General features: G+C 74.8%; 19 protein-coding genes and 1 tRNA gene. 8 read left to right on the top strand and 12 right to left on the bottom strand.

All coding sequences use genetic code 11. The features are described 5' to 3' along the window. The first annotated feature begins 108 nt into the window (after nucleotides 1-108). Entirely contained in the window at nucleotides 109-1,182 is a 1,074-nt protein-coding gene (locus NFS20_RS14005; RefSeq protein WP_251152408.1) for a Gfo/Idh/MocA family protein, read from the top strand. 4 nt (nucleotides 1,183-1,186) lie between these two features. Here the strand turns inward: NFS20_RS14005 and NFS20_RS14000 are convergent, their stop codons facing one another. Further along, nucleotides 1,187-1,363 (bottom strand): hypothetical protein, encoded by a 177-nt coding sequence (locus NFS20_RS14000; RefSeq protein WP_251152407.1) that lies wholly within the window; start codon nucleotides 1,361-1,363, stop codon nucleotides 1,187-1,189. Nucleotides 1,364-1,495: 132 nt separating this feature from the next. Here NFS20_RS14000 and NFS20_RS13995 point away from each other — a divergent pair, with 132 nt between their 5' ends. Further along, nucleotides 1,496-1,981, top strand: coding sequence for a MarR family winged helix-turn-helix transcriptional regulator (locus NFS20_RS13995; protein WP_251152406.1), 486 nt, complete (start codon nucleotides 1,496-1,498; stop codon nucleotides 1,979-1,981). A gap of 43 nt (nucleotides 1,982-2,024) precedes the next feature. Here the strand turns inward: NFS20_RS13995 and NFS20_RS13990 are convergent, their stop codons facing one another. Further along, nucleotides 2,025-2,714 carry an HAD-IA family hydrolase gene (locus NFS20_RS13990; RefSeq protein WP_251152405.1) on the bottom strand — a complete coding sequence of 230 codons (690 nt, stop codon included), beginning with the start codon at nucleotides 2,712-2,714 and terminating at the stop codon, nucleotides 2,025-2,027. 70 nt (nucleotides 2,715-2,784) lie between these two features. Here NFS20_RS13990 and tmk point away from each other — a divergent pair, with 70 nt between their 5' ends. Beyond that, the gene (gene tmk / locus NFS20_RS13985) at nucleotides 2,785-3,540 is read left to right on the top strand and encodes a dTMP kinase (protein ID WP_353050462.1); all 756 of its coding nucleotides are present in this window, start codon (nucleotides 2,785-2,787) and stop codon (nucleotides 3,538-3,540) included. Further along, complete coding sequence (locus NFS20_RS13980; RefSeq protein ID WP_251152404.1) at nucleotides 3,537-4,673, top strand: DNA polymerase III subunit delta'; 1,137 nt, start codon at nucleotides 3,537-3,539, stop codon at nucleotides 4,671-4,673. Before tmk ends, NFS20_RS13980 begins: the two co-directional genes overlap by 4 nt. Before the next feature lie 78 nt (nucleotides 4,674-4,751). On the opposite strand, the gene NFS20_RS13975 is transcribed toward NFS20_RS13980, so the two are convergent. Both NFS20_RS13975 and NFS20_RS13970 read right to left on the bottom strand, forming a co-directional pair. Beyond that, nucleotides 4,752-5,741 (bottom strand): TIGR03557 family F420-dependent LLM class oxidoreductase, encoded by a 990-nt coding sequence (locus NFS20_RS13975; protein ID WP_251152403.1) that lies wholly within the window; start codon nucleotides 5,739-5,741, stop codon nucleotides 4,752-4,754. Between the two features lie 81 nt (nucleotides 5,742-5,822). Beyond that, complete coding sequence (locus NFS20_RS13970) at nucleotides 5,823-6,227, bottom strand: SHOCT domain-containing protein (protein ID WP_502800821.1); 405 nt, start codon at nucleotides 6,225-6,227, stop codon at nucleotides 5,823-5,825. A 219-nt stretch (nucleotides 6,228-6,446) separates the two neighbouring features. Here NFS20_RS13970 and NFS20_RS13965 point away from each other — a divergent pair, with 219 nt between their 5' ends. The 3 genes from NFS20_RS13965 (at nucleotide 6,447) to NFS20_RS13955 (ending at nucleotide 8,912) form a co-directional block, all read left to right on the top strand. Beyond that, nucleotides 6,447-7,043: a hypothetical protein gene (locus tag NFS20_RS13965; protein ID WP_251152401.1), complete on the top strand. Its 597-nt coding sequence runs from the start codon at nucleotides 6,447-6,449 to the stop codon at nucleotides 7,041-7,043. Nucleotides 7,044-7,152: 109 nt separating this feature from the next. Continuing rightward, nucleotides 7,153-8,694, top strand: coding sequence for an alpha/beta hydrolase (locus tag NFS20_RS13960; RefSeq protein WP_251152400.1), 1,542 nt, complete (start codon nucleotides 7,153-7,155; stop codon nucleotides 8,692-8,694). Nucleotides 8,695-8,839: 145 nt separating this feature from the next. Further along, nucleotides 8,840-8,912: transfer RNA gene (locus tag NFS20_RS13955), tRNA-Thr, on the top strand. A gap of 42 nt (nucleotides 8,913-8,954) precedes the next feature. On the opposite strand, the gene NFS20_RS13950 is transcribed toward NFS20_RS13955, so the two are convergent. The 8 genes from NFS20_RS13950 to NFS20_RS13915 all read right to left on the bottom strand — a co-directional run bounded on the left by NFS20_RS13950 (nucleotide 8,955) and on the right by NFS20_RS13915 (nucleotide 17,993). Further along, on the bottom strand, nucleotides 8,955-9,176 hold the full coding sequence (locus NFS20_RS13950) for a hypothetical protein (protein ID WP_251152399.1): 222 nt from the start codon (nucleotides 9,174-9,176) through the stop codon (nucleotides 8,955-8,957). Nucleotides 9,177-9,200: 24 nt separating this feature from the next. Further along, nucleotides 9,201-9,986, bottom strand: a complete 786-nt coding sequence (locus NFS20_RS13945; protein WP_251152398.1) for a hypothetical protein — start codon at nucleotides 9,984-9,986, stop codon at nucleotides 9,201-9,203. A gap of 100 nt (nucleotides 9,987-10,086) precedes the next feature. Next, a complete protein-coding gene (locus NFS20_RS13940) occupies nucleotides 10,087-10,710 on the bottom strand; it encodes an alpha/beta hydrolase family protein (RefSeq protein ID WP_251152397.1) in 624 nt (207 codons plus the stop codon). A 215-nt stretch (nucleotides 10,711-10,925) separates the two neighbouring features. Further along, nucleotides 10,926-13,196 carry a heavy metal translocating P-type ATPase gene (locus NFS20_RS13935; RefSeq protein WP_502800820.1) on the bottom strand — a complete coding sequence of 757 codons (2,271 nt, stop codon included), beginning with the start codon at nucleotides 13,194-13,196 and terminating at the stop codon, nucleotides 10,926-10,928. Nucleotides 13,197-13,394: 198 nt separating this feature from the next. Beyond that, complete coding sequence (locus tag NFS20_RS13930) at nucleotides 13,395-14,330, bottom strand: sugar phosphate isomerase/epimerase family protein (RefSeq protein WP_251152396.1); 936 nt, start codon at nucleotides 14,328-14,330, stop codon at nucleotides 13,395-13,397. Further along, nucleotides 14,327-15,547: a dihydrodipicolinate synthase family protein gene (locus NFS20_RS13925; RefSeq protein WP_502800825.1), complete on the bottom strand. Its 1,221-nt coding sequence runs from the start codon at nucleotides 15,545-15,547 to the stop codon at nucleotides 14,327-14,329. Before NFS20_RS13925 ends, NFS20_RS13930 begins: the two co-directional genes overlap by 4 nt. 71 nt (nucleotides 15,548-15,618) lie before the next feature. Further along, nucleotides 15,619-16,785 carry a Gfo/Idh/MocA family protein gene (locus NFS20_RS13920; protein WP_251152395.1) on the bottom strand — a complete coding sequence of 389 codons (1,167 nt, stop codon included), beginning with the start codon at nucleotides 16,783-16,785 and terminating at the stop codon, nucleotides 15,619-15,621. A 137-nt stretch (nucleotides 16,786-16,922) separates the two neighbouring features. Further along, nucleotides 16,923-17,993 carry a LacI family DNA-binding transcriptional regulator gene (locus NFS20_RS13915; RefSeq protein WP_251152394.1) on the bottom strand — a complete coding sequence of 357 codons (1,071 nt, stop codon included), beginning with the start codon at nucleotides 17,991-17,993 and terminating at the stop codon, nucleotides 16,923-16,925. A gap of 102 nt (nucleotides 17,994-18,095) precedes the next feature. Between NFS20_RS13915 and NFS20_RS13910 the strand changes: the two genes are divergently transcribed. Continuing rightward, entirely contained in the window at nucleotides 18,096-18,578 is a 483-nt protein-coding gene (locus NFS20_RS13910) for a hypothetical protein (protein ID WP_251152393.1), read from the top strand. Nucleotides 18,579-18,585: the final 7 nt, after the last annotated feature.

The raw sequence follows: 18,585 nt of genomic DNA, 5'->3' as shown, positions 1-18,585 counted from the left end.
CGGCCGGCGCGCATCACCCCGGCGGGTGATGCCGCCCGTCCGCTGCTCCCGCTACCGGTCCTCGGTCGGCGCGGTGGGGGACCGCTCCCACCGGGATACGGTGTGGCCATGAGCGACACCGCCGTCCCCCGTGCCCTGACCGCCCGCGACCTGCCGGCCGACGTCCTGGGCGAGCTGTCCGGTCTCGTGCCCGACCCTCGGTCGGCGCCGACCGTGCGCTGGGGCATCCTCGGCGCGGGCGGGATCGCGTCGTCGTTCGCGGAGGCGGTGCGCCGGCACACGCAGAGCCGCGTCGCGTCCGTCGGGTCCCGCGACCGCGTGCGCGCCGAGCGCTTCGCGACGTCGCACGGCATCCCGACGACGCACGAGGGCTACGAGGCGCTCGTGGAGGACCCGCAGGTCGACGTCGTGTACGTCGCGACGCCGCACTCGCACCACCACGAGCACGCCCTGCTCGCGATCCGCGCGGGCAAGCACGTGCTCGTCGAGAAGGCGTTCACGCGCAACGAGGCGGAGGCGCGCGAGGTGCTCGACGCCGCGCGCGAGGCGGGCGTCTTCGTGATGGAGGCGATGTGGACGCGCTTCCTGCCGCACGTCGCCGCGCTGCGGGGCGTGATCGCGCGCGGCGAGATCGGCGACGTCGTCAACGTCAGCGCCGACCACGGCCAGCTCTTCGCGTTCGACCCGGCGCACCGGCTGTACGCGGCGGAGCTCGCGGGCGGGGCGCTGCTCGACCTCGGCGTGTACCCGGTGTCGTTCGCGCACGACCTGCTCGGCGCGCCGTCGAGCGTCACGGCCGTGGGCGCGCTCACCGAGACGGGTGTGGACGGCCAGGTGAGCATCGTGCTGGGCTACGAGGGCGGTGCGCAGGCGACGCTCTCGACGACGCTGTGGTCGCGCACCGCCACGGGCGCGGTGATCTCCGGGACGGCCGGGCGGATCGAGGTCGACGGGGCGTTCTACGCGCCGACGTCGTTCCGGGTGGTCCTGAACGACGGGTCGTCGTGGTTCTACGACGGGTTCTCGGGGGAGGGCAAGCAGTACCAGGCCGCCGAGGTCGCGCGGCGCGTCACGGCGGGGGAGACGCAGAGCCCGCGCATGTCGTGGGACGGCACGCTCGAGGTCATGCGCACGCTCGACGAGGTGCGCCGCCAGGTGGGGGTCGTCTACCCGGGGGAGTGACGCGTCAGTCGGTGTGCTCGACGACGTAGGTGCGGCCGTCGGGGCCCGTGACCCGCTCGAAACGGGTGCGGAGCTCGCGGTCGCGCTCGCGCTCGGCGTCGGACACCCCGCGCCCGTCCGCGTCGTGGCGGCCGAGCTGTGCCGGGCCGAAGATCGGCAGGAAGCGCTCGGTGATCCGCATGCCGACCGTGCGTCCGTCCCGCTTCCCCGTGCTTCTCGCCGACCGTCTCGTCATCCTCGCCCGCCCGTCATTGCTTGGTGCGCCAATCATTGGTGCACCACACGATAGCGCGATCCGGGCTACCCTGGCGACGTGACGGACACCGCGCACCCCGGCAGCGACACCTTCGCCGACCCTCTCGCGCTCGAGGCGCAGGTCTGCTTCGCGCTGTCGGCAGGGGCGCGCGGGATGGTCGCGCTCTACCGGCCGCTCCTCGAGCCGCTCGGCATCACCCACCCGCAGTACCTCGTGCTGCTCGCGCTGTGGCAGGACGACGCCGCCGGCACGACCTCGACCGTCGGGGACCTCGCGACGCGACTGCACCTCGACGCCGGGACGCTCTCGCCGCTGCTCAAGCGGCTCGAGACGCTCGGCTACGTGCGGCGCGAGCGTTCGCCCGACGACGGCCGCCAGGTGCGCGTGACGCTCACCACCGAGGGGCGCGAGCGCCGTCGTGAGGCCGAGCGGATCCCGCCCGCGATCGTGGCGGCGACCGGCCTGGAGCTCGACGAGCTCGCCGAGGTGCACGCCGCGGCGTCGAAGGTCGTCGCGGCCGCTCTGCGCGCGGGCGTGTACTGACGCGGCGCACCGAGCGCCTGCTGCGTTCCCGGCGCGAGGCGGGTCACGCGTCGGTGACGCGCACCCCGTCCGGCACGACGGCGAACCGCACGGCGCGCAGGCCCGGCGCGACGGCGTCAGGGGCGGGGTCGGCGGCCGCGAGCTCGTCGGCGGAGTGCGTCCCCGTCACGGCGAGGACCGCGCAGCCGGCCGCGCGGGCCGCGGCGATGCCCGCCGGGGCGTCCTCGACGACGAGGCACCGCGCCGGGTCCACGCCGAGCCGCTCGGCGCCGAGCAGGAACGGGTCCGGGTCGGGCTTGCCGCGCTCGACGTCGTCGGCGGTGACGACGACGGACGGGGCCACGAGGCCGGACGCCGCCATGCGGGCGGCCGCGAGCGGCGTCGTGCACGACGTGACGATCGCCTGCCGCTCCGGCGGGAGCGTCGTGAGCGCCTCACGCGTGCCCGCGAGGACCGTCACGCCCTCGTTGTCGACGAGCTCGAGCTCGTGGATCCGCTCGTAGGCGGCCTCGACGCGGTCCGCGGGGAGGAGGGTCCCGATGAGCGTCCGCGCCGGCGTCCCGTGCTGGATCTGGAAGTCCTCGGGGTCGGGGAGACCCTGCTCCGCCGCCCAGCGCCTCCAGCTCCGGTCGACCGCCGGGACCGAGTCGATGAGCGTGCCGTCCATGTCGAACAGGACGGCGTCGAACGTGCGGTCCGCGAACGCGGCACCGGGCGTGGGGATCACGGGCATGCCCCCGAGGCTAACCCGCGGGGCGAGGCTGGCGGCGTCGAGGTCGGTGCCCGCGGCTAGGGTGGACGCCGTGAGCGCACCCGGGTACTTCGTCTCGTTCGAGGGCGGCGACGGCGTCGGCAAGTCCACGCAGTCACGCCTGCTCGGGCAGTGGCTCGGCGAGCTGACGGGGCGCGAGGTCGTGCTCACGCGCGAGCCGGGCGGCACGACGCTCGGCAAGGAGCTGCGCGCCGCGGTCCTGCACGGCGAGGACATGGACCCGCGTACCGAGGCGCTGATCTACGCCGCCGACCGCGCGCACCACGTCGCGAGCCTCGTGCGCCCGGCCCTCGAGCGCGGCGCGATCGTCGTCACGGACCGGTACCTCGACTCCTCGGTCGCCTACCAGGCGGGCGGGCGAGAGCTCGGTGCCGACGAGGTCGAGCTCATCTCGCGCTGGGCGGTGCAGGACCTCATGCCCGACGTGACGATCCTGCTCGACCTCGACCCGACCGTCGCCTCGGCGCGGATCCGCCGCACGCACGACCGCCTCGAGCGGGCCGGCGCGGAGTTCCACCGGCGCACGCGCGAGGCGTTCCTCGCCCGCGCGGCCGCCGCACCGGAGCGCTGGGTCGTGCTCGACGCCGCGGCGCCGGTCGACGACCTCCAGGCGCAGATCCGCGTCGACGTCGCCGCGCGGCTCGAGCTGACACCCGTCGTCGAGGAGGCCGAGGACACCGTCGAGGCGCGTCCGGACGACGGGTTCGACGACTCGGACAGCGCGCTCGGCTACGAGCCCGGCGCAGGGTTCGGGCCCGCCGCCCCTACGCGGGGTGCGGGCGCGTGAGCGTCTGGGACGACGTCGTCGGGCAGGAGCAGGCCGTCGCGACGCTGAGCGCCGCGGTGGCGGACCCGGCCGCGATGACCCATGCCTGGCTGCTCACCGGGCCGCCCGGCTCCGGCCGCTCGAACGCCGCGCGGGCGTTCGCCGCGGCGCTCCAGTGCGAGCAGGGCGGGTGCGGCCGGTGCCAGGCGTGCCGCACGGTCCTCGCGGGCACGCACCCCGACGTCACGCTCGTCGCGACGGAGCTCGTGACGATCAAGATCGACGAGGTCCGCGACCTCGTCGGTGTCGCGAGCCGCAGCCCGTCGCAGGGCCGACGGCGCGTGATCGTCATCGAGGACGCGGACCGCATGGCGGAGCGCACCACGAACGTGCTGCTCAAGGCGATCGAGGAGCCGGCCCCGCACACCGTCTGGGTCCTGTGCGCCCCGAGCCCGCAGGACGTCCTCGTCACCATCCGGTCGCGCTGCCGCGGCGTCGTGCTCCGGGTCCCGCCCGTCGAGGCCGTGGCGCGGCTGCTCGTCGCGCGGGACGGGGTCGACCCGGCCGTCGCCGAGGCGTCGGCGCGTGCGGCGCAGAGCCACATCGGTCTGGCGCGCCGGCTCGCGCGCGACGCCGGTGCGCGCGACCGCCGGAGCTCGGTGCTGTCCCTCGCCCGCCGGATCCGAGGCGTGGGTGACGCGGTCCTCGCCGCCGGGGAGCTCGTGGAGCTCGCGCAGGCCGAGGCGAAGGCCGCTACCGAGGAGCGTGACGCGGGCGAGAAGGCGGAGCTGCTGCGAGCGCTCGGCGTCGCCGACGGCGAGACGCTCCCGCCGCGGCTCCGGTCCCAGCTGCGCGACCTCGAGGCGGACCAGAAGCGCCGCGCGACCCGGCACCAGCGCGACGTGCTCGACCGCGCGATGGTCGACCTGCTCTCGCTCTACCGCGACGTCCTCGTGGTCCAGCTCGGTGCCGAGGTCGAGCTCGTCAACACCGGGCTCGCCGAGACGGTGCAGGCGCTCGCCGAGGACTCGACGCCCGAGCAGACGGTGCGGCGCATGGACGCCATCGGTGTCGCGCGCGAGCGGCTCGAGGGCAACGTCGCACCGCTGCTCGCGGTCGAGGCCATGACCGTCGCGCTGCGCCCGCAGGGCTGACCGTCGACCGGACGAGCGTGGGGCGCTGCCCGCGGCGCGCGGCTCGTCCGCTCACGGGCCGATCCTCCCCGCCCTGGGTTACGACGAGGGCGCCGCGTCACGCAGCTTCTCCAGGAGCGGGCCGGCGGCCTCGTCGAGGAACTGCTGCTGCTTCTCGTCACCGATCTGGACGATCGCGATGTCGGTGAAGCCTGCCTCCCAGTAGGCGGACACGGCCTCCACGACGGCGTCGAGGTCGGGTCCGCAGGGGATCGACCCCGCGACGTCCTCGGGGCGCACGAACGACGACGCCCTGGTGAACGCTTCGGTCGTGGGAAGGTTCGCGTTCACGGGCCAGCCCAGGCCGAACCAGCGGAACTGCTCGTGCGCGCGCTGCACGGCGGCATCGGTGTCGGGGTCCCACGAGATGGGGATCTGGCCGATCTTGCGCGATGGCTCGAGCGACGCGTCGGCGCGCAGCGCGTCCCACTGCTGCACGAGGTCCGCCTTCGGCTCCGTCGCGATGAGGTGGTCGGCCACCGTCGCGAACTGCCCGACGGACTGCTCGCCCGAGACGGCCACGCCGATCTTCACGGGCTCGTCGGGGACGTCCCAGACGCGCGCCGAGTCGACGCGGAAGTGGTGGCCGACGTAGGTGAGGAAGTCGCCGGTCGAGAGCTCGGTGATGATGTCGACCGCCTCGGCGAGCATCTCGTGCCGCTCGTCGACGGCGGGCCAGCGCTTGCCGACCACGTGCTCGTTGAGGTTCTCCCCGGCGCCGAGGCCGAGCGTGAACCGGCCGTCGGACAGGATCCCGAGCGTCGCCGCCTTCTGGGCCACCAGGGCGGGGTGGTAGCGCACGGTGGGGCACGTCACGTACGTCATGAGGTCGACGCGCTCGGTCGCCTGAGCGACAGCGCCGAGCATCGACCACGCGTAGCCGGAGTGGCCCTGCGTGTCGAGCCACGGGAAGTAGTGGTCGCTCGAGACCTCGAAGTCGAAGCCGAGCCGTTCGGCGTCGACGGCGTATCCCACGAGCTCCTTGGGGCCGGACTGCTCGGTCATGAGGGTGTATCCGAATCGGGTCATACCCCGATCGTGGGACGGCCCGGGCACACCCGCACGCGGGGCGCCCGGGCCGTCGTCGGTCCGTCGAGGATCACGCGAGACTCAGGCGAGCGCCTTCGCCTTGAGGTGCGCGAACTCCTCCGGCGTGATCGCGCCGGAGTCGAGCAGAGCCTTCGCGTTCGCGATCTCGTCCGTCGGCGAGGAGCCGGCGACCTTGCGGATGTACGAGTCGGTGTCCTGCTTGGCCTGCGTCACGGCCTCGACCTGGCGCTCCGCCATGCCGCGTCCGCGCGCGATGAGGTAGACGAGCGCGGTCAGCACCGGCAGGAAGATGAGGAAGATGATCCACACCGCCTTCCACCAGCCGGAGAGGTCCCGGTCGCGGAACAGGTCCGCGACGATCTGGAAGAGGACGATCAGATACGCGATGAAGAAGAAGCTCCAGACGAGCAACCAGAAAAAGTCCCAGAAGTCCACGGTTCCGCCCTTTCTCGACGAGTGCCGCATCCTGCGCGAACGGTCGCCGCGCGAGGGCTTGCAGCGCCGAACCTAGCGACACCGACCGGATCGCGCGCGGCGAGCGGGAGAAATCGCCCGGACTCGACGGATCCGGCCCTTCAGGGCGCCCGGCCGGGCCCGGCCCGCGGGCCGCCTCGCACGTGCCGTACCGGGCGGCCTGCGCCAGGATGGGCGCGTCAGCCGGACCGTCCCGACGAAGGAGACACCATGGCCACCACCACCCGCCGCGCGCCGCACCCCGCGGTCCGCCTGTCGATGCTCGTCGGGCTGGCGCTCGCCGGGTCGACGCTCGCCGCGTGCGCGTCGTCCACCGACGGCGGCGGCGACGAGACGGCGTCGGAGTCGCCGTCGGACGACGGCACGGGCGGCGAGACGACGTCCGAGCCCACGGCGGACGCGCCGTCGATGGCGCCCGACGCCGCGACCATGACCATCGAGGCGGGCGCCACCGGCAAGGGCCTGCCGTCGGGCGTCGACGGCCCGACCGAGGGCGGCACCGGGGCGGCGTGGAGCGCCGAGCAGGGACTGCTGTACGTGATCACCTACGGGTCGAGCACCTGCCCCCTCGTCGCGGAGCCTGACGCCACGGTCCAGGGGACGGAGGTCGTGGTGACGTTCGTCGAGATCCCCGACGACTCCGTCTGCACGATGGACCTCGTCCCGGCGACGTCGGTCGTCGCCGTGCCCGACGACGTCGACGCGTCCGCCGAGGTGACCGCCGTCCTCGGTGACCAGGGGAGCGTCGTCGTGCCGCCCGCGGTCGACGGGGCGACGGGAGAGGTCGCCTGGGTGGAGGCGCAGTAGTCCTGCCGCAGCCTTCCCGCCCGGCGCGCGCGGTGGAGAGCCTGTGGAAGGACGGCCCTCGGGCGACACCCCCGCCCGGGGCCGTGACCGGAGCGGCTACCGTGTCCGGGTGAAGTCCCGCCGCGCCGTCCTGGCCGCCTCGTCGCTCGCGCTCGCCCTCGTCGTCGGGGCCTGCTCCGTGCCGCCCAAGGTGCAGACCCCGGCTGACGACGTCGCGACCTCCGGCACGTCGGAGGGGACCGGCGAGGCCGCCCCCGAGGGGTTCGAGGACTTCTACGGTCAGGGCCTCGCCTGGGAGGACTGCGAGGGCGGGTGGGAGTGCACGACGGCGCGTGCGCCCCTGTCCTGGGCGGACCCCGAGGCGGGGGAGATCGAGCTCGCGCTCAAGCGTCTGCCGGCGAGCGGCGAACGGATCGGCTCGCTGCTCACCAACCCGGGCGGCCCCGGTGCGTCCGGCGTGGACTTCGTCGGGGACGCCGCGCAGATGATCGGGGAGCCGGTCAAGGCGGCGTACGACCTCGTCGGGTTCGACCCGCGTGGCGTCGGGCAGTCGGACCCCGTCGCGTGCCTCGACGACGCGGGCAAGGACGAGGCGCTGTCCACCGAGTACGACGTGCCCGACGGCGAGGCCGGGCTCGAGGAGCGCCGGGCCGGCTACCGCGAGTGGGCCGAGGCGTGCGCGGAGAACACCGGCGACCTGCTGGGTCAGGTCGACACGCAGAGCGCGGCGCGCGACATGGACATGCTGCGTGCCGTGCTCGGGGACGAGACGCTCGCGTACCTGGGCTACTCCTACGGGACGCAGCTCGGCGCGACGTACGCGGGCCTGTTCCCGGACAAGGTCGGCCGGCTCGTGCTCGACGGCGCGATCGACGTCACGCTGTCCTCCGCGGAGACCAGCGAGCAGCAGGCCGTCGGGTTCGAGAACGCCCTGCGTGCGTACGTCGAGGACTGCCAGGCGGGCGCGTCGTGCCCGCTCGGCGGCGACGTCGACGAGGGGATGCGCCAGGTCCGCGCCCTGCTCGACGCCGCGAAGGCGAACCCGCTGCCCACGAGCTCCGACCGGCGGCTCACGTCCACGCTCGCGTTCTACGGCATCGCCGTGACGCTCTACAACGACCAGAGCTGGCCCGTGCTCACCCAGGCCCTCACCGAGGCCCTTGACGAGGGGACCGGCACGGCGCTCCTGTACCTCGCGGACTTCTACAACGACCGCAACCCCGACGGGTCGTTCGCGACGAACTCCACCGAGGCGTTCCGCGCCGTCGGGTGCCTCGACGGCCGGCAGGACCCCGACCCCGCGACGATGGAGGAGCAGCGCGAGCGCCTCGAGGCCGAGGCGCCGACCATGGGCTCGTTCTTCGCCTACGGGGCGCTCACGTGCGCCGACTGGCCGTACCCCGTCGTCGAGCAGGAGTTCGACGTGCACGCGGCCGGCGCCGCGCCGATCGTCGTCATCGGCACCACCAACGACCCCGCGACGCCGTACGTCTGGGCCGAGGGCCTCGCGAAGGCGCTCGACTCCGCCGTCCTCGTCACGTGGGAGGGCGAGGGGCACACCGCCTACGGCCGTTCCAACGCGTGCGTCGGGGACGCCGTCGACGCCTACCTCGTCGACGGGACGGTCCCCGAGGACGGGCTGACCTGCTGACGTCGGGACGCGGCGCGGACCTCTCCCAGGGCGCCGCGAGGCCGGTCCGGCCGGTGCTCTCGCGCCGCTTTGGAGTCTGGGCCGATCGCCGGGTACAGTAGGCGATCGTTGCGGCGGTTCGCGCGAGCGAGCCTCACTGCAGCACGCCGCCTTAGCTCAGTCGGTAGAGCGATTCACTCGTAATGAATAGGTCATCAGTTCGATTCTGATAGGCGGCTCAGGCAGAAGGCCCGGAACCTCACGGTTCCGGGCCTTCGTCGTCAGGGGACGAGCGCGAGCAGGTAGTCGGTCTCCCCGTCCGGCGCCGGACGGCGCTCGTACCGCTGGACGTGCCGCGGCGGGTCGGACTGGGTCAGCATGTGCGTCGTCGTGCCCTCGGCCGGGTCGTGGACGTAGTGGCCGGACCAGTCGAGGGCGTCGTCGTCGAGCGTCGACACCTGACCGTCGAGGTCGCCGCCCACGAAGCGTGCAGTCCACGTCATGGCGCCACCCTGCCACGGCGCCGTTCAGCCCGCCCGACGCAGCAGGAGGATCGCCCCGCCCGCGGCGGCTGCGACGAGGCCGCCGACACCCGCGACGACGAGGGTCGGGAAGGTGCTCCCGGGGGCGGGGGGCGCGCTGCGCTCGCCCGCGGTGACGAGCGGCGTCCGCGAGGGCTCGGGCCGGTCGGTCGTGGTCTCGGCGCTCGGGGACGGGGTCTGCGTCGGCGACTCGACCGGGGCCTCGGTCGGCGTCTCGGTGGGCGTGGGGGCCGCGGGCTCCGGCTCGGCGGCGACCGGCTCGACGGGCGCCGCGGGTGCGGCGTCGGGCGCCGACGGCGCGACGTCGACCACGGGTGGCGGCGTCGGCTCCGCGGTGGGCTGGGTCGTGGGGGTGGCCGTCGGCGCCGGGGTCGCGGTGGGCGACGTCGTGCACACCGGGGAGTCGCCGGACCAGTCGGCAAACTGGTCCCGGATACCGGTGAGGTGCACCCAGGTCACGCACCACCCGTCGCGGTACGCGCCACGTGCGGGGACGTCGAGCGCGAGGTGGCCGTCCGCGGTCTCCTCCGGCGAGTACGCGTTGCCGAGCAGCCGCAGGCGGGACCCGTCCGGCGCGGTCACGGCGTAGCTGAGCCAGCCGCGCTCGTCGCCCAGACGCGAGGCGTCGAACGCGACGCCGTCGGTCGTGACGCTGAGCTCACCGCCGCTGTCACCGTCCGCGGCCAGGGCGGGCGCCGCGAGCCCCGCGGCGCCGGCGAGCACGAGGGCCGTCAGCGGGACGGTCGCGGCAGCTCGGGCTGCGGCGCGCATGAGTACCTCCGGGTCGAGCAGGACGGTCGCGCCACATCGTACGCAGCCCCGGCGACCATCCTGGACGGCGGGTGCGCAGGCGGACGCCACCCCGCGGTGGTCACCTGCTCGGCGCACCGCTCCTCGGGCCGTCCAGACCGCCCAGCCACGCGACGATCGCCTCGCACACCGCGCCGTCCTGGTTCCGCAGGTCGTGCGCGCCCGGCAGCTCCACGCGCGTCACCGGGCCGGGGATCGACGCGAGGTGCTCCGTGAGCTCGTCCGGGGTCGCGAAGGGGTCGGTCCGACCCGAGACGACCAGCGTCGGGACGTGCAGGTCGGGAAGGTGCTCGGTGCGCAGCCGCTCCGGCTTGCCCGGCGGGTGCAGGGGGTAGCTCACGAGCACGAGCCCGGCGGCAGGCAGCCCCTCGGCCACGGCCATCGAGCACATGCGGCCCCCGTAGGACCTGCCGCCGAGGACGATCCGGTCGGTCGTGGTGCCCAGCTCCTGCGCGAACGCCTCGGCCTCCGCGCGCACGTGCCCGACGGCGACCGGCGGCCGGTCGGGCATCCGCCGGCCGGCGAGGCGGTAGGGGAAGTCCACGCGTCGCACGGGGACCGGCGTGGGCAGCGCGGCGAGGGCCTCCTCGACCGCGACGAGGGAGTGGTGGTCGCGGCTCGCTCCCGCGCCCGGCGTGAGCAGCACGCCGGCCACGGGCGCGGTCGGAGCAGTCGGGGTGTTCACGGCCCCAGTCTCGCAGCGGTCCGCCTCGCCGGCTCTCGCGGCTGCCCCGGTCCGCGCCCTGTCCCGCGTCGCGGCGGGACGCCGACCACGACGTCGCGCGCCGTCGAACCCGGCATGAAGGTCGAAAAACGGCCCGAGACGACCTTCATGTCGTGTTCGGCACGGACCGGCGCGGCTGGTCAGTGCGCCGACCCCCGCAGGTCGAGGGCGAAGGGTCAGCGGGACGCGAGGCGGGCCGGGTCGAGGTCGACGCGGCGCAGGAGCTGCGCGTTGGCGGCGACCACGACGGTCGAGACGGACATGAGGATCGCGCCGACGGCCATGGGCAGGACGAACCCGACCGGTGCGAGCACGCCGGCCGCGAGGGGGACGGCCGCGATGTTGTAGCCCGCCGCCCACCACAGGTTCTGCTGCATCTTGCGGTAGGACGCGTGGGACAGCTCGATGATCGAGAGCACGGCCCGCGGGTCGGAGCTCGCGAGGATCACGCCCGCGGACGCGATGGCGACGTCGGTCCCCGCGCCGATCGCGATGCCGACGTCCGCCTGGGCGAGGGCCGGGGCGTCGTTCACGCCGTCACCGACCATCGCGACGACGCGGCCCTCGTGCTGCAGCTCGGCGACCTTCGCGTCCTTGTCCTCGGGGCGCACGCCCGCGAAGACCTGGTCGATGCCGAGCTCGCGGGCGACCGCCCGGGCGACCGGCTCGGCGTCGCCCGTGATCATGACGACGCGGACGCCACGCCGGTGCAGCGCGTCGACGGCCTCGCGCGACTCCGGCCGGACCGCGTCCGCCAGCGCGAGCGCACCCACGACCCGGCCCGACCGGGGTGCTCCCTCGGCCGACCGGGGTGCTCCCTCGGTCGTCCGAGGGTCTCCCTCGGCGAGGTCAGCCGTGTCCGAGACGACCACGTGCAGGACGGTCGCGCCGTCGCGCTCCCACGCCGCGGCGTCGGGCAGCGGCTCGAGACCACGCTCGCGCAGCAGCGCGGGACCGCCGACGGCGACCCGTCGACCGCCCTCCGGCCCGGGAACCGTCGCCTCGACCCCGACCGCCGTGAGCGACCGGAAGCCGGAAGCGTGGGGGGTGTCGACGCCGCGTCCCTCTGCCGCGGCGACGATCGCCCGCGCGAGGGGGTGCTGGCTGTCGGCCTCCGCGGAGGCGGCGAGCGCGAGCAGCTCGTCCTCGGTGCGGTCGCCGGCCACGGCGAGGTGGGTGACGACGGGCTCGCCCGCGGTGAGCGTGCCGGTCTTGTCGAAGAGCAGGGTGTCGACCGTGCGCATCCGCTCGAGCGCGAGGCGGTCCTTCACGAGGACCCCGGCCTTCGCGGCCCGCTCGGTCGAGATCGACACGACGAGCGGGATCGCGAGTCCCAGCGCGTGGGGGCACGCGATGACCAGCACCGTGATCGCGCGGATCAGCGCCTGCTCGGGGGTTCCGAAGACGAGCCAGAGGGCCACGGTGAGCGCCGCGGCGCCGAGCGCGTACCAGAACAGCCACCCGGCGGCGCGGTCGGCGAGGCGCTGCGTCCTCGTGGAGGAGGACTGCGCGTCGGCGACCAGACGCTGGATGCCGGCGAGCGCGGTGTCGTCCCCGACGGCGGTGATGCGCACGCGCAGCGCGTCGTCGGTCGCGACGGTGCCGGCGACGACCGGGTCGCCGACCGACCGGCGCACCGGGCGCGACTCGCCCGTGATCATCGACTCGTCGACGTCGGCGCTGCCGTCGGCCACCTCGCCGTCGGCGGGGACCCGCCCGCCGGGGCGGACGATCACGAGGTCGCCCACGCCGAGGTCGGTCGGGGCGACCGTCGTGACGGTCCCGTCGTCGGCGACGCGCTCCGCCTCGTCGGGCAGGAGCGCCGCGAGCGAGTCGAGCGCGGAGGCCGTCTGCGCGAGCGAGCGCATCTCGATCCAGTGCCCGAGCAGCATGATGACGACGAGCAGCGCGAGCTCCCACCACACGTCGAGCTCGTGCGCGAGCAGCCCGAGCGACGCTCCGAGCGACGACACGAAGGCGACCGTGATCGCGAGCGAGATGAGCGTCATCATCCCGGGCGCGCGGTCGCGCAGCTCGCTCACGGCGCCGGAGAGGAACGGGCGACCGCCCCACAGGAAGATCACCGAGCCGAGCACGGGGGAGACCCAGGGCACCCACGCGGCGTCGGGCAGCTCGTACCCCAGCAGCATCGCGAACATGGGGCTCAGCGCGACCGTCGGGATCGCGAGCGCGAGCATGACCCAGAACAGCCGCCGGAACTGCGCCACATGGTCGCCGTGCCCACCGTGCCCGCCGTGCCCGCCGTGCTCCGTCATGTCGTGCCCACCGTGCTCCGTCATGTCGTGCTGCGCCATCTGGTGCCCCGACGTCCCGTCGCCGGACGCGTCGTGCGCGACGGTGCCGCCGGCTCCGCGACCGTTCGCGGGAGCGACGCCCGCGGCGCTGTGGCCCTCGTGCCGGTGACCGGGCTCGTTCTGCTGTCCCATCGTTCCTCCTGAGCTCATTTATACCCCCAGGGGGTATCTACGTCCGATCATGCGCCTCCGCACGACGTTCGTCAAGAGGCGGCCGCGACGAGCCGGGACGGCACGAGACCGGCAGCCCGGTCCGAGATCGGCAGGGAGGGGTGCCGATCTCGGGCCGGACTGCCGGTCTCGAGGTGCCGCGGTGCGGCGAGAGGAGGGCTACAGGTGCGGCAGCACGTGACGCGCGTAGCGCTCCGCGACGGTCGCCACGACGTCGCGCGGGTCGGCGTCCCAGATCTCCTGGTGGAAGATCTCGGTCTCGACGTCGCCCGCGTAGCCGGTCTCGGCGACCCACCGCGTGATCGTCGGGAAGTCGACGTACCCGTCGCCGACGTACCCGCGCGACAGCAGGGGGTCGCTCGCGAGCGGCAGGATCCAGTCGCAGACCTGGTAGCCCGCCACACGTCCTTCGGCACCGGCGCGTGCGATGCTCTCGCGCAGGGCCGGGTCCCACCACACGTGGTAGGTGTCCACGACGACGCCCACGGCCGCGGCGTCGAACGGCGCCGCGAGGTCGAGCGCCTGGCCGAGCGTGGAGATCACGGCGCGGTCGGCGGCGAAGATCGGGTGCAGCGCCTCGAGGACGATCCGCACGCCGTGCTCGGTCGCGAACGGGACGAGGTCGCCGATCCGGTCCGCGACGCGGGCGCGCGCGGCGACGACGTCGCGGTCCCCGGGTCCGGCGTCGGGACGCGGTCCCTGACCGGGCGTGCCGCTGGCGGGCAGGCCGCCGACGACGAACACGAGCTCGCTCGTCCCGATCGTCGCGGCCTCCTCGATGGCGCGCCGGTTGTCGTCGAGCGCGGCGGCGATCCCGGCGTCGTCCGGGGCGGTGAGGAACCCGCCCCGGCACAGCGACGACACGCGCAGGCCGGCGTCCGCGACGACGCGGGCTGCGCGGTCCGCGCCGATCTCCTGGACGCGGTCGCGCCACAGCCCGACGGCGCCGTACCCCGCCTCGGCGGCGAGGGCCACGGCCTTCTCGAGCGTCGCGCGCTTGACGGTCGCGGTGTTGAGCGAGCAGCGCGACAGGTCGGCGGAGCCGGTGCCCGACGACGCGCGTCCGGGTGCGCTCGTCGGTGCAGGGCCGGTCATCGGGTCACCCCGTTCGCCTCGAGGAAGACGCGAGCGCGCCGCGCGGCGAGGTCCGGGTCGAGCAGGAGCCCGGCCCGGTCCGCGAGGCGGAGGAGGGCGACGAGGTGGGCGACCGACCGGCCGGAGTGGAGGCCGCCGACCATCTGGAAGCCCGGCTGCGCGCCGTTGAGCCACGCGAGGAACGCGATGCCGGTCTTGTAGTGGTAGGTCGGCGCGGTGAACAGGTGCCGCCCGAGCGCCTCCGTCGCCGCGAGGACGGCGTGCGCGCGGTCGGGGTGACCGGCGTCGAGCGCCTGGAGCGCCGTCGACGCGGCCGGGTAGATCGCCGCGAAGACGCCGAGCAGCGCGTCCGAGTGCCGCTTCCCGTCGCCCACGACGAGGTCCGGGTAGTTGAAGTCGTCGCCCGTGTACAGGCGCACGGGCCCGGGCGCGTCCGGCCCGGTGCCCGGGTCGAGGCTCGCCAGGCGTGCGCGGAGGCCCTTCTCGTGGTCGGCGTCGAGCAGCGACACCTTGACCCCGTCGATCCCTCCCTGGTGGGCGCGGACCAGGTCGACGAACACGTCGGTCGCGTCGTCGGTCCGGGTCGTGCCCCAGTAGCCCTCGAGCTCCGGGTCGAACATCGTCCCGAGCCAGTGGAGGATCACGGGCCTGTCCGCCTCGGCGATCACGGCGTCGTAGACGCGCGCGTAGTCCTCGGGCGACCGCGCGACGTGCGCGAGCGCGCGCGACGCCATGACGACGACCTGCGCGCCGGCGTCCTGGACGACGCGGACCTGCTCGCGGTACGCGTCGACGACGGCGTCGAGCGCCGCCGGGTCGCCCGGCGTCCAGCCGGCGACGACCGCGGGGTCGAGCTGGTCGGTCCCCGCGCCGCACGCGATCCGGGCGCCGACGGAGCGCGCCTCGGCAGCCGAGCGGCGCACGAGCTCCTGTGTCGCGGCCCAGTCGAGGCCCATGCCGCGCTGGGCGGTGTCCATCGCGTCGGCGACGCCGAGACCGTGCTCCCAGATGCGGTGCCGGAAGCCGAGCGTGGCGTCCCAGTCGACGAGAGCCGGGTGGCCCGGCACGTTCTCGGCGCCGACCTGCGGCACGACGTGCGCCGCGGCGAAGGCGACGCGCGACGTGATCGGGGCGGTCGGCCGGGACCACGGGCCCGGCACGAGGAGCTCGCGCACCTCGGTGCCCGCGACCCGGCCGTCGTCGGCGAACCGGGGCAGGTGCACGACGGCGCCCGACCCGTCCCGGTCGCGCAGCTCGCGCGAGCCGGGGACCGCGAGGGTGGCGGCGCTCACAGGGTGATCTCGGGGACGTCGAGGCGGCGGCCCTCGGCGGACGAGCGCAGTCCGAGCTCGGCGAGCTGCACGCCGCGGGCCGCGGAGAGGAGGTCGAAGCGGTGCGGGCGGCCGGCGTGGACGTCGAGGAGGAACTCCTCCCACTGCAGCTTGAACCCGTTGTCGAGGTCGGCGTTCGCGGGGACCTCGAGCCACTGCTCGCGGAACGGCTCGGTGACGGGCAGGTCCGGGTTCCACACGGGCTTGGGCGTGTGGGCACGCTGCTGCGCGACGCACCGGCGCAGGCCCGCCACCGCGGAGCCGTGCGTGCCGTCGACCTGGAACTCGACGAGCTCGTCGCGGTACACGCGCACGGCCCACGACGAGTTGATCTGGGCGACGACGGGGTCGCCGCCCGGGGTCTCGATCTCGAAGATGCCGTAGGCCGCGTCGTCGGCCGTCGCCGCGTACTCCTTGCCCTGCTCGTCCCAGCGGGTCGGGATGTGCGTCGTGGTCTGGGCGTTGACCGTGCGCACCGAGCCGAGGATGCCCTCGAGCACGTAGTTCCAGTGGCAGAACATGTCGGTGGTCATGCCACCGCCGTCCTCCTTGCGGTAGTTCCACGACGGGCGCTGCGCGGCCTGGTGGTCGCCCTCGAACACCCAGTAGCCGAACTCGCCGCGCAGCGACAGGATGCGCCCGAAGAAGCCCTCGTCGACGAGGCGGCGCAGCTTGACGAGGCCCGGCAGGTAGAGCTTGTCGTGCACGACGCCCGCGGTCACTCCGGTCTCCTCGCGCAGCCGCGCGAGCTCGACCGCCTCGGCGAGGGTCTCCGCCGTCGGCTTCTCGGTGTAGACGTGCTTGCCCGCCTGCATCGCCTTCGTCAGCGTCTTCGCGCGCAGCGCGGTCATCGAGGCGTCGAACACGACGTCGACCGTCGGGTCGGTGATCGCGCCGTCGAGGTCGGTGGTCCAGTGCTCGACGTCGTGCTGCGCGGCGAGCTCGCGGATCTTCGACTCGTTGCGGCCGACGAGGATCGGCTCGACCTGCAGCCGCGTGCCGTCGGGGAGCTCGACGCCGCCCTGCTCGCGGATCGGCAGGATCGAGCGCACGAGGTGCTGGCGGTAGCCCATGCGGCCGGTCACGCCGTTCATGGCGATGCGCAGGGTGCGGGTGGTGGTCATCGGGACGACTCCGTCCTGTCAGTCGCGCGACGGCGAGGTCGGCGAGAGAAGCTGGTGCGACCCAGCATAGGGAATGCGCTTTCCGACGTCAACCACGAAGGTCGCGCCACGCGCTGCGGCAGGAGGGGAGGAGGTGGTCAGAGAGAGGGCGTGGACTCGCGCAGGACCACGGTGCCCCGCACCTCGACGCGGCCCGGGGACACCTCGTGCACGACGCCGGGCAGGTCGAGCCCGACGGGCAGCCCGAGAGCGAGGCGCAGGGCGACCTGCCCGACCTCGACCAGGGGGATGCGCACGGTCGTGAGGCCGGGGACGACGTCGCGCAGCGTGACGATGTCGTCGAAGCCGGCGACCGCCACGTCGCGCGGGACGGCCAGGCCGGCGTCGCGTGCGGCGGCCATCGCCCCGACGGCCATGACGTCGTTCACCGCGAGCACGGCCCGCGGGGGCCCGCCGGGACCCGTGCGGGCGAGCAGCTCCTGCATGCCCGCGAAGCCGCCGTCGCGCGTGAACTCGCACGGCACCACCGCCGTGTCGTCGACGGGCGAGCCGAGCGCGGCCAGCGCCTCGGCGAACCCTGCCGCGCGGTCGACCGCAGTGCGGTGCCCCGTCGGCCCGGCGAGCACGCCGAACGACCGATAGCCCAGGCCGTGGAGCGCGGTCGCGAGGTCGGCCGCGCCCTGGCGGTTCGCGATCTCGACGGCCGGGAGGTCGCCCAGCGCCTGCCCGACGAGCGCGACGCGCCCGCCGCCGTCGCGGTACCGCACGAGCGCGTCGCGCAGCGCGTCGGGTGGCGTGCCGCCGTCGCCCGAGGTCGAGAGGCGCCCGCCGCCCAGGACCAGGGCACGCGCGCGCTGCCGGTCCATGAGCTCGACGAACGCGAGCTCGCGCGCGGGGCTGTGCTGCGTGCTCGTGAGCGTGACCAGGAGGCCCTCGCGGTCGGCGGCGTCGCTGACGCCCGCGGCGAGGGACGAGAAGTACGGGTCGGCGATGTCGTGGACCACCAGCCCGACGGTCGTCGTGCGTCCGCGCGCCATCGCCTGGGCGCTCGGGTCGGGCGTGTAGCCCATCCGGGCGGCCGTCGCGAGCACGCGCTCGCGCAGGTCCGCGCCCACCGTGCGGTTCGCGCTCCCGTTGATCGCGCGCGAGGCGGTCGCGAGCGAGACGCCCGCGGCGCGCGCTACCTCGCTGAGGGTCGGTCCGGCCACGCGCACAGGCTACCGGGGCCGCGACGTCGGCGGCCGCCGGGGCGCGGGTGAGGTTCGTCCCGGCTACGGTCGGGCGGACACCACCGAACGAGGAGGACGAGCATGGCACGCACGCACCCCGGGTCGTCGGGACCGTCGGGACCGTCGCTCGTCGTCCGGTCGCTCGCGCTGGGGGTCGCCGCGGGGTCGCGCTCTTCGCTCGGGGTCGCGGGGCCGGTGCTCGCCGCGCGGCCCGACGGCGCGCCGGGCAGCGGTCCGGTCGCCCGGGCTGCGGCCGTGCTCGCCGTGGCGGGCGAGGTCGTCGGCGACAAGCTGCCGAGCGCACCGAGCCGCCTCGACCCGCCGGGTCCCGTGCTCCGGATGGCGAGCGGCGCGCTCGGAGGTGTACGGCTCGCGCGGGTCCGCGGCGCCGGAGCCCCGGCCGTCGTGGCCTCGGCCGTCGCGGGCGCCCTCGGTGGGGCCGCGGGGACGTGGGGCGGTGCGGCGTGGCGACGGCTCGCCGTCGGGAAGCGCCCGGACTGGCCGGGTGCCGTGGCCGAGGACGTCGTCGCCGTCGTGCTCGCCGCGTGGGCCGTGCGCCGCTGACTTTGGG

Source organism: Cellulosimicrobium sp. Marseille-Q4280 (assembly GCF_943181405.1).
GTDB lineage: Bacteria > Actinomycetota > Actinomycetes > Actinomycetales > Cellulomonadaceae > Cellulosimicrobium.
Note: the sequence above shows the minus strand (reverse complement) of the source record. Positions and strands in the feature narration are given on the sequence as shown.

Bases quoted from the DNA above. Each gene is read 5' to 3' on its own strand.
- NFS20_RS13965 (WP_251152401.1), top strand. From the start codon at position 6,447: ATGGCCACCACCACCCGCCGCGCGCCGCACCCCGCGGTCCGCCTGTCG.
- NFS20_RS13920 (WP_251152395.1), bottom strand. From the start codon at position 16,785: ATGACCACCACCCGCACCCTGCGCATCGCCATGAACGGCGTGACCGGC.
- NFS20_RS13930 (WP_251152396.1), bottom strand. From the start codon at position 14,330: ATGACCGGCCCTGCACCGACGAGCGCACCCGGACGCGCGTCGTCGGGC.
- NFS20_RS13935 (WP_502800820.1), bottom strand. From the start codon at position 13,196: ATGGGACAGCAGAACGAGCCCGGTCACCGGCACGAGGGCCACAGCGCC.
- NFS20_RS13975 (WP_251152403.1), bottom strand. From the start codon at position 5,741: ATGACCCGATTCGGATACACCCTCATGACCGAGCAGTCCGGCCCCAAG.
- NFS20_RS14000 (WP_251152407.1), bottom strand. From the start codon at position 1,363: ATGCGGATCACCGAGCGCTTCCTGCCGATCTTCGGCCCGGCACAGCTC.
- NFS20_RS13970 (WP_502800821.1), bottom strand. From the start codon at position 6,227: ATGCGGCACTCGTCGAGAAAGGGCGGAACCGTGGACTTCTGGGACTTT.
- NFS20_RS13910 (WP_251152393.1), top strand. From the start codon at position 18,096: ATGGCACGCACGCACCCCGGGTCGTCGGGACCGTCGGGACCGTCGCTC.
- NFS20_RS13990 (WP_251152405.1), bottom strand. From the start codon at position 2,714: ATGCCCGTGATCCCCACGCCCGGTGCCGCGTTCGCGGACCGCACGTTC.
- NFS20_RS13945 (WP_251152398.1), bottom strand. From the start codon at position 9,986: ATGCGCGCCGCAGCCCGAGCTGCCGCGACCGTCCCGCTGACGGCCCTC.
- NFS20_RS13950 (WP_251152399.1), bottom strand. From the start codon at position 9,176: ATGACGTGGACTGCACGCTTCGTGGGCGGCGACCTCGACGGTCAGGTG.
- NFS20_RS14005 (WP_251152408.1), top strand. From the start codon at position 109: ATGAGCGACACCGCCGTCCCCCGTGCCCTGACCGCCCGCGACCTGCCG.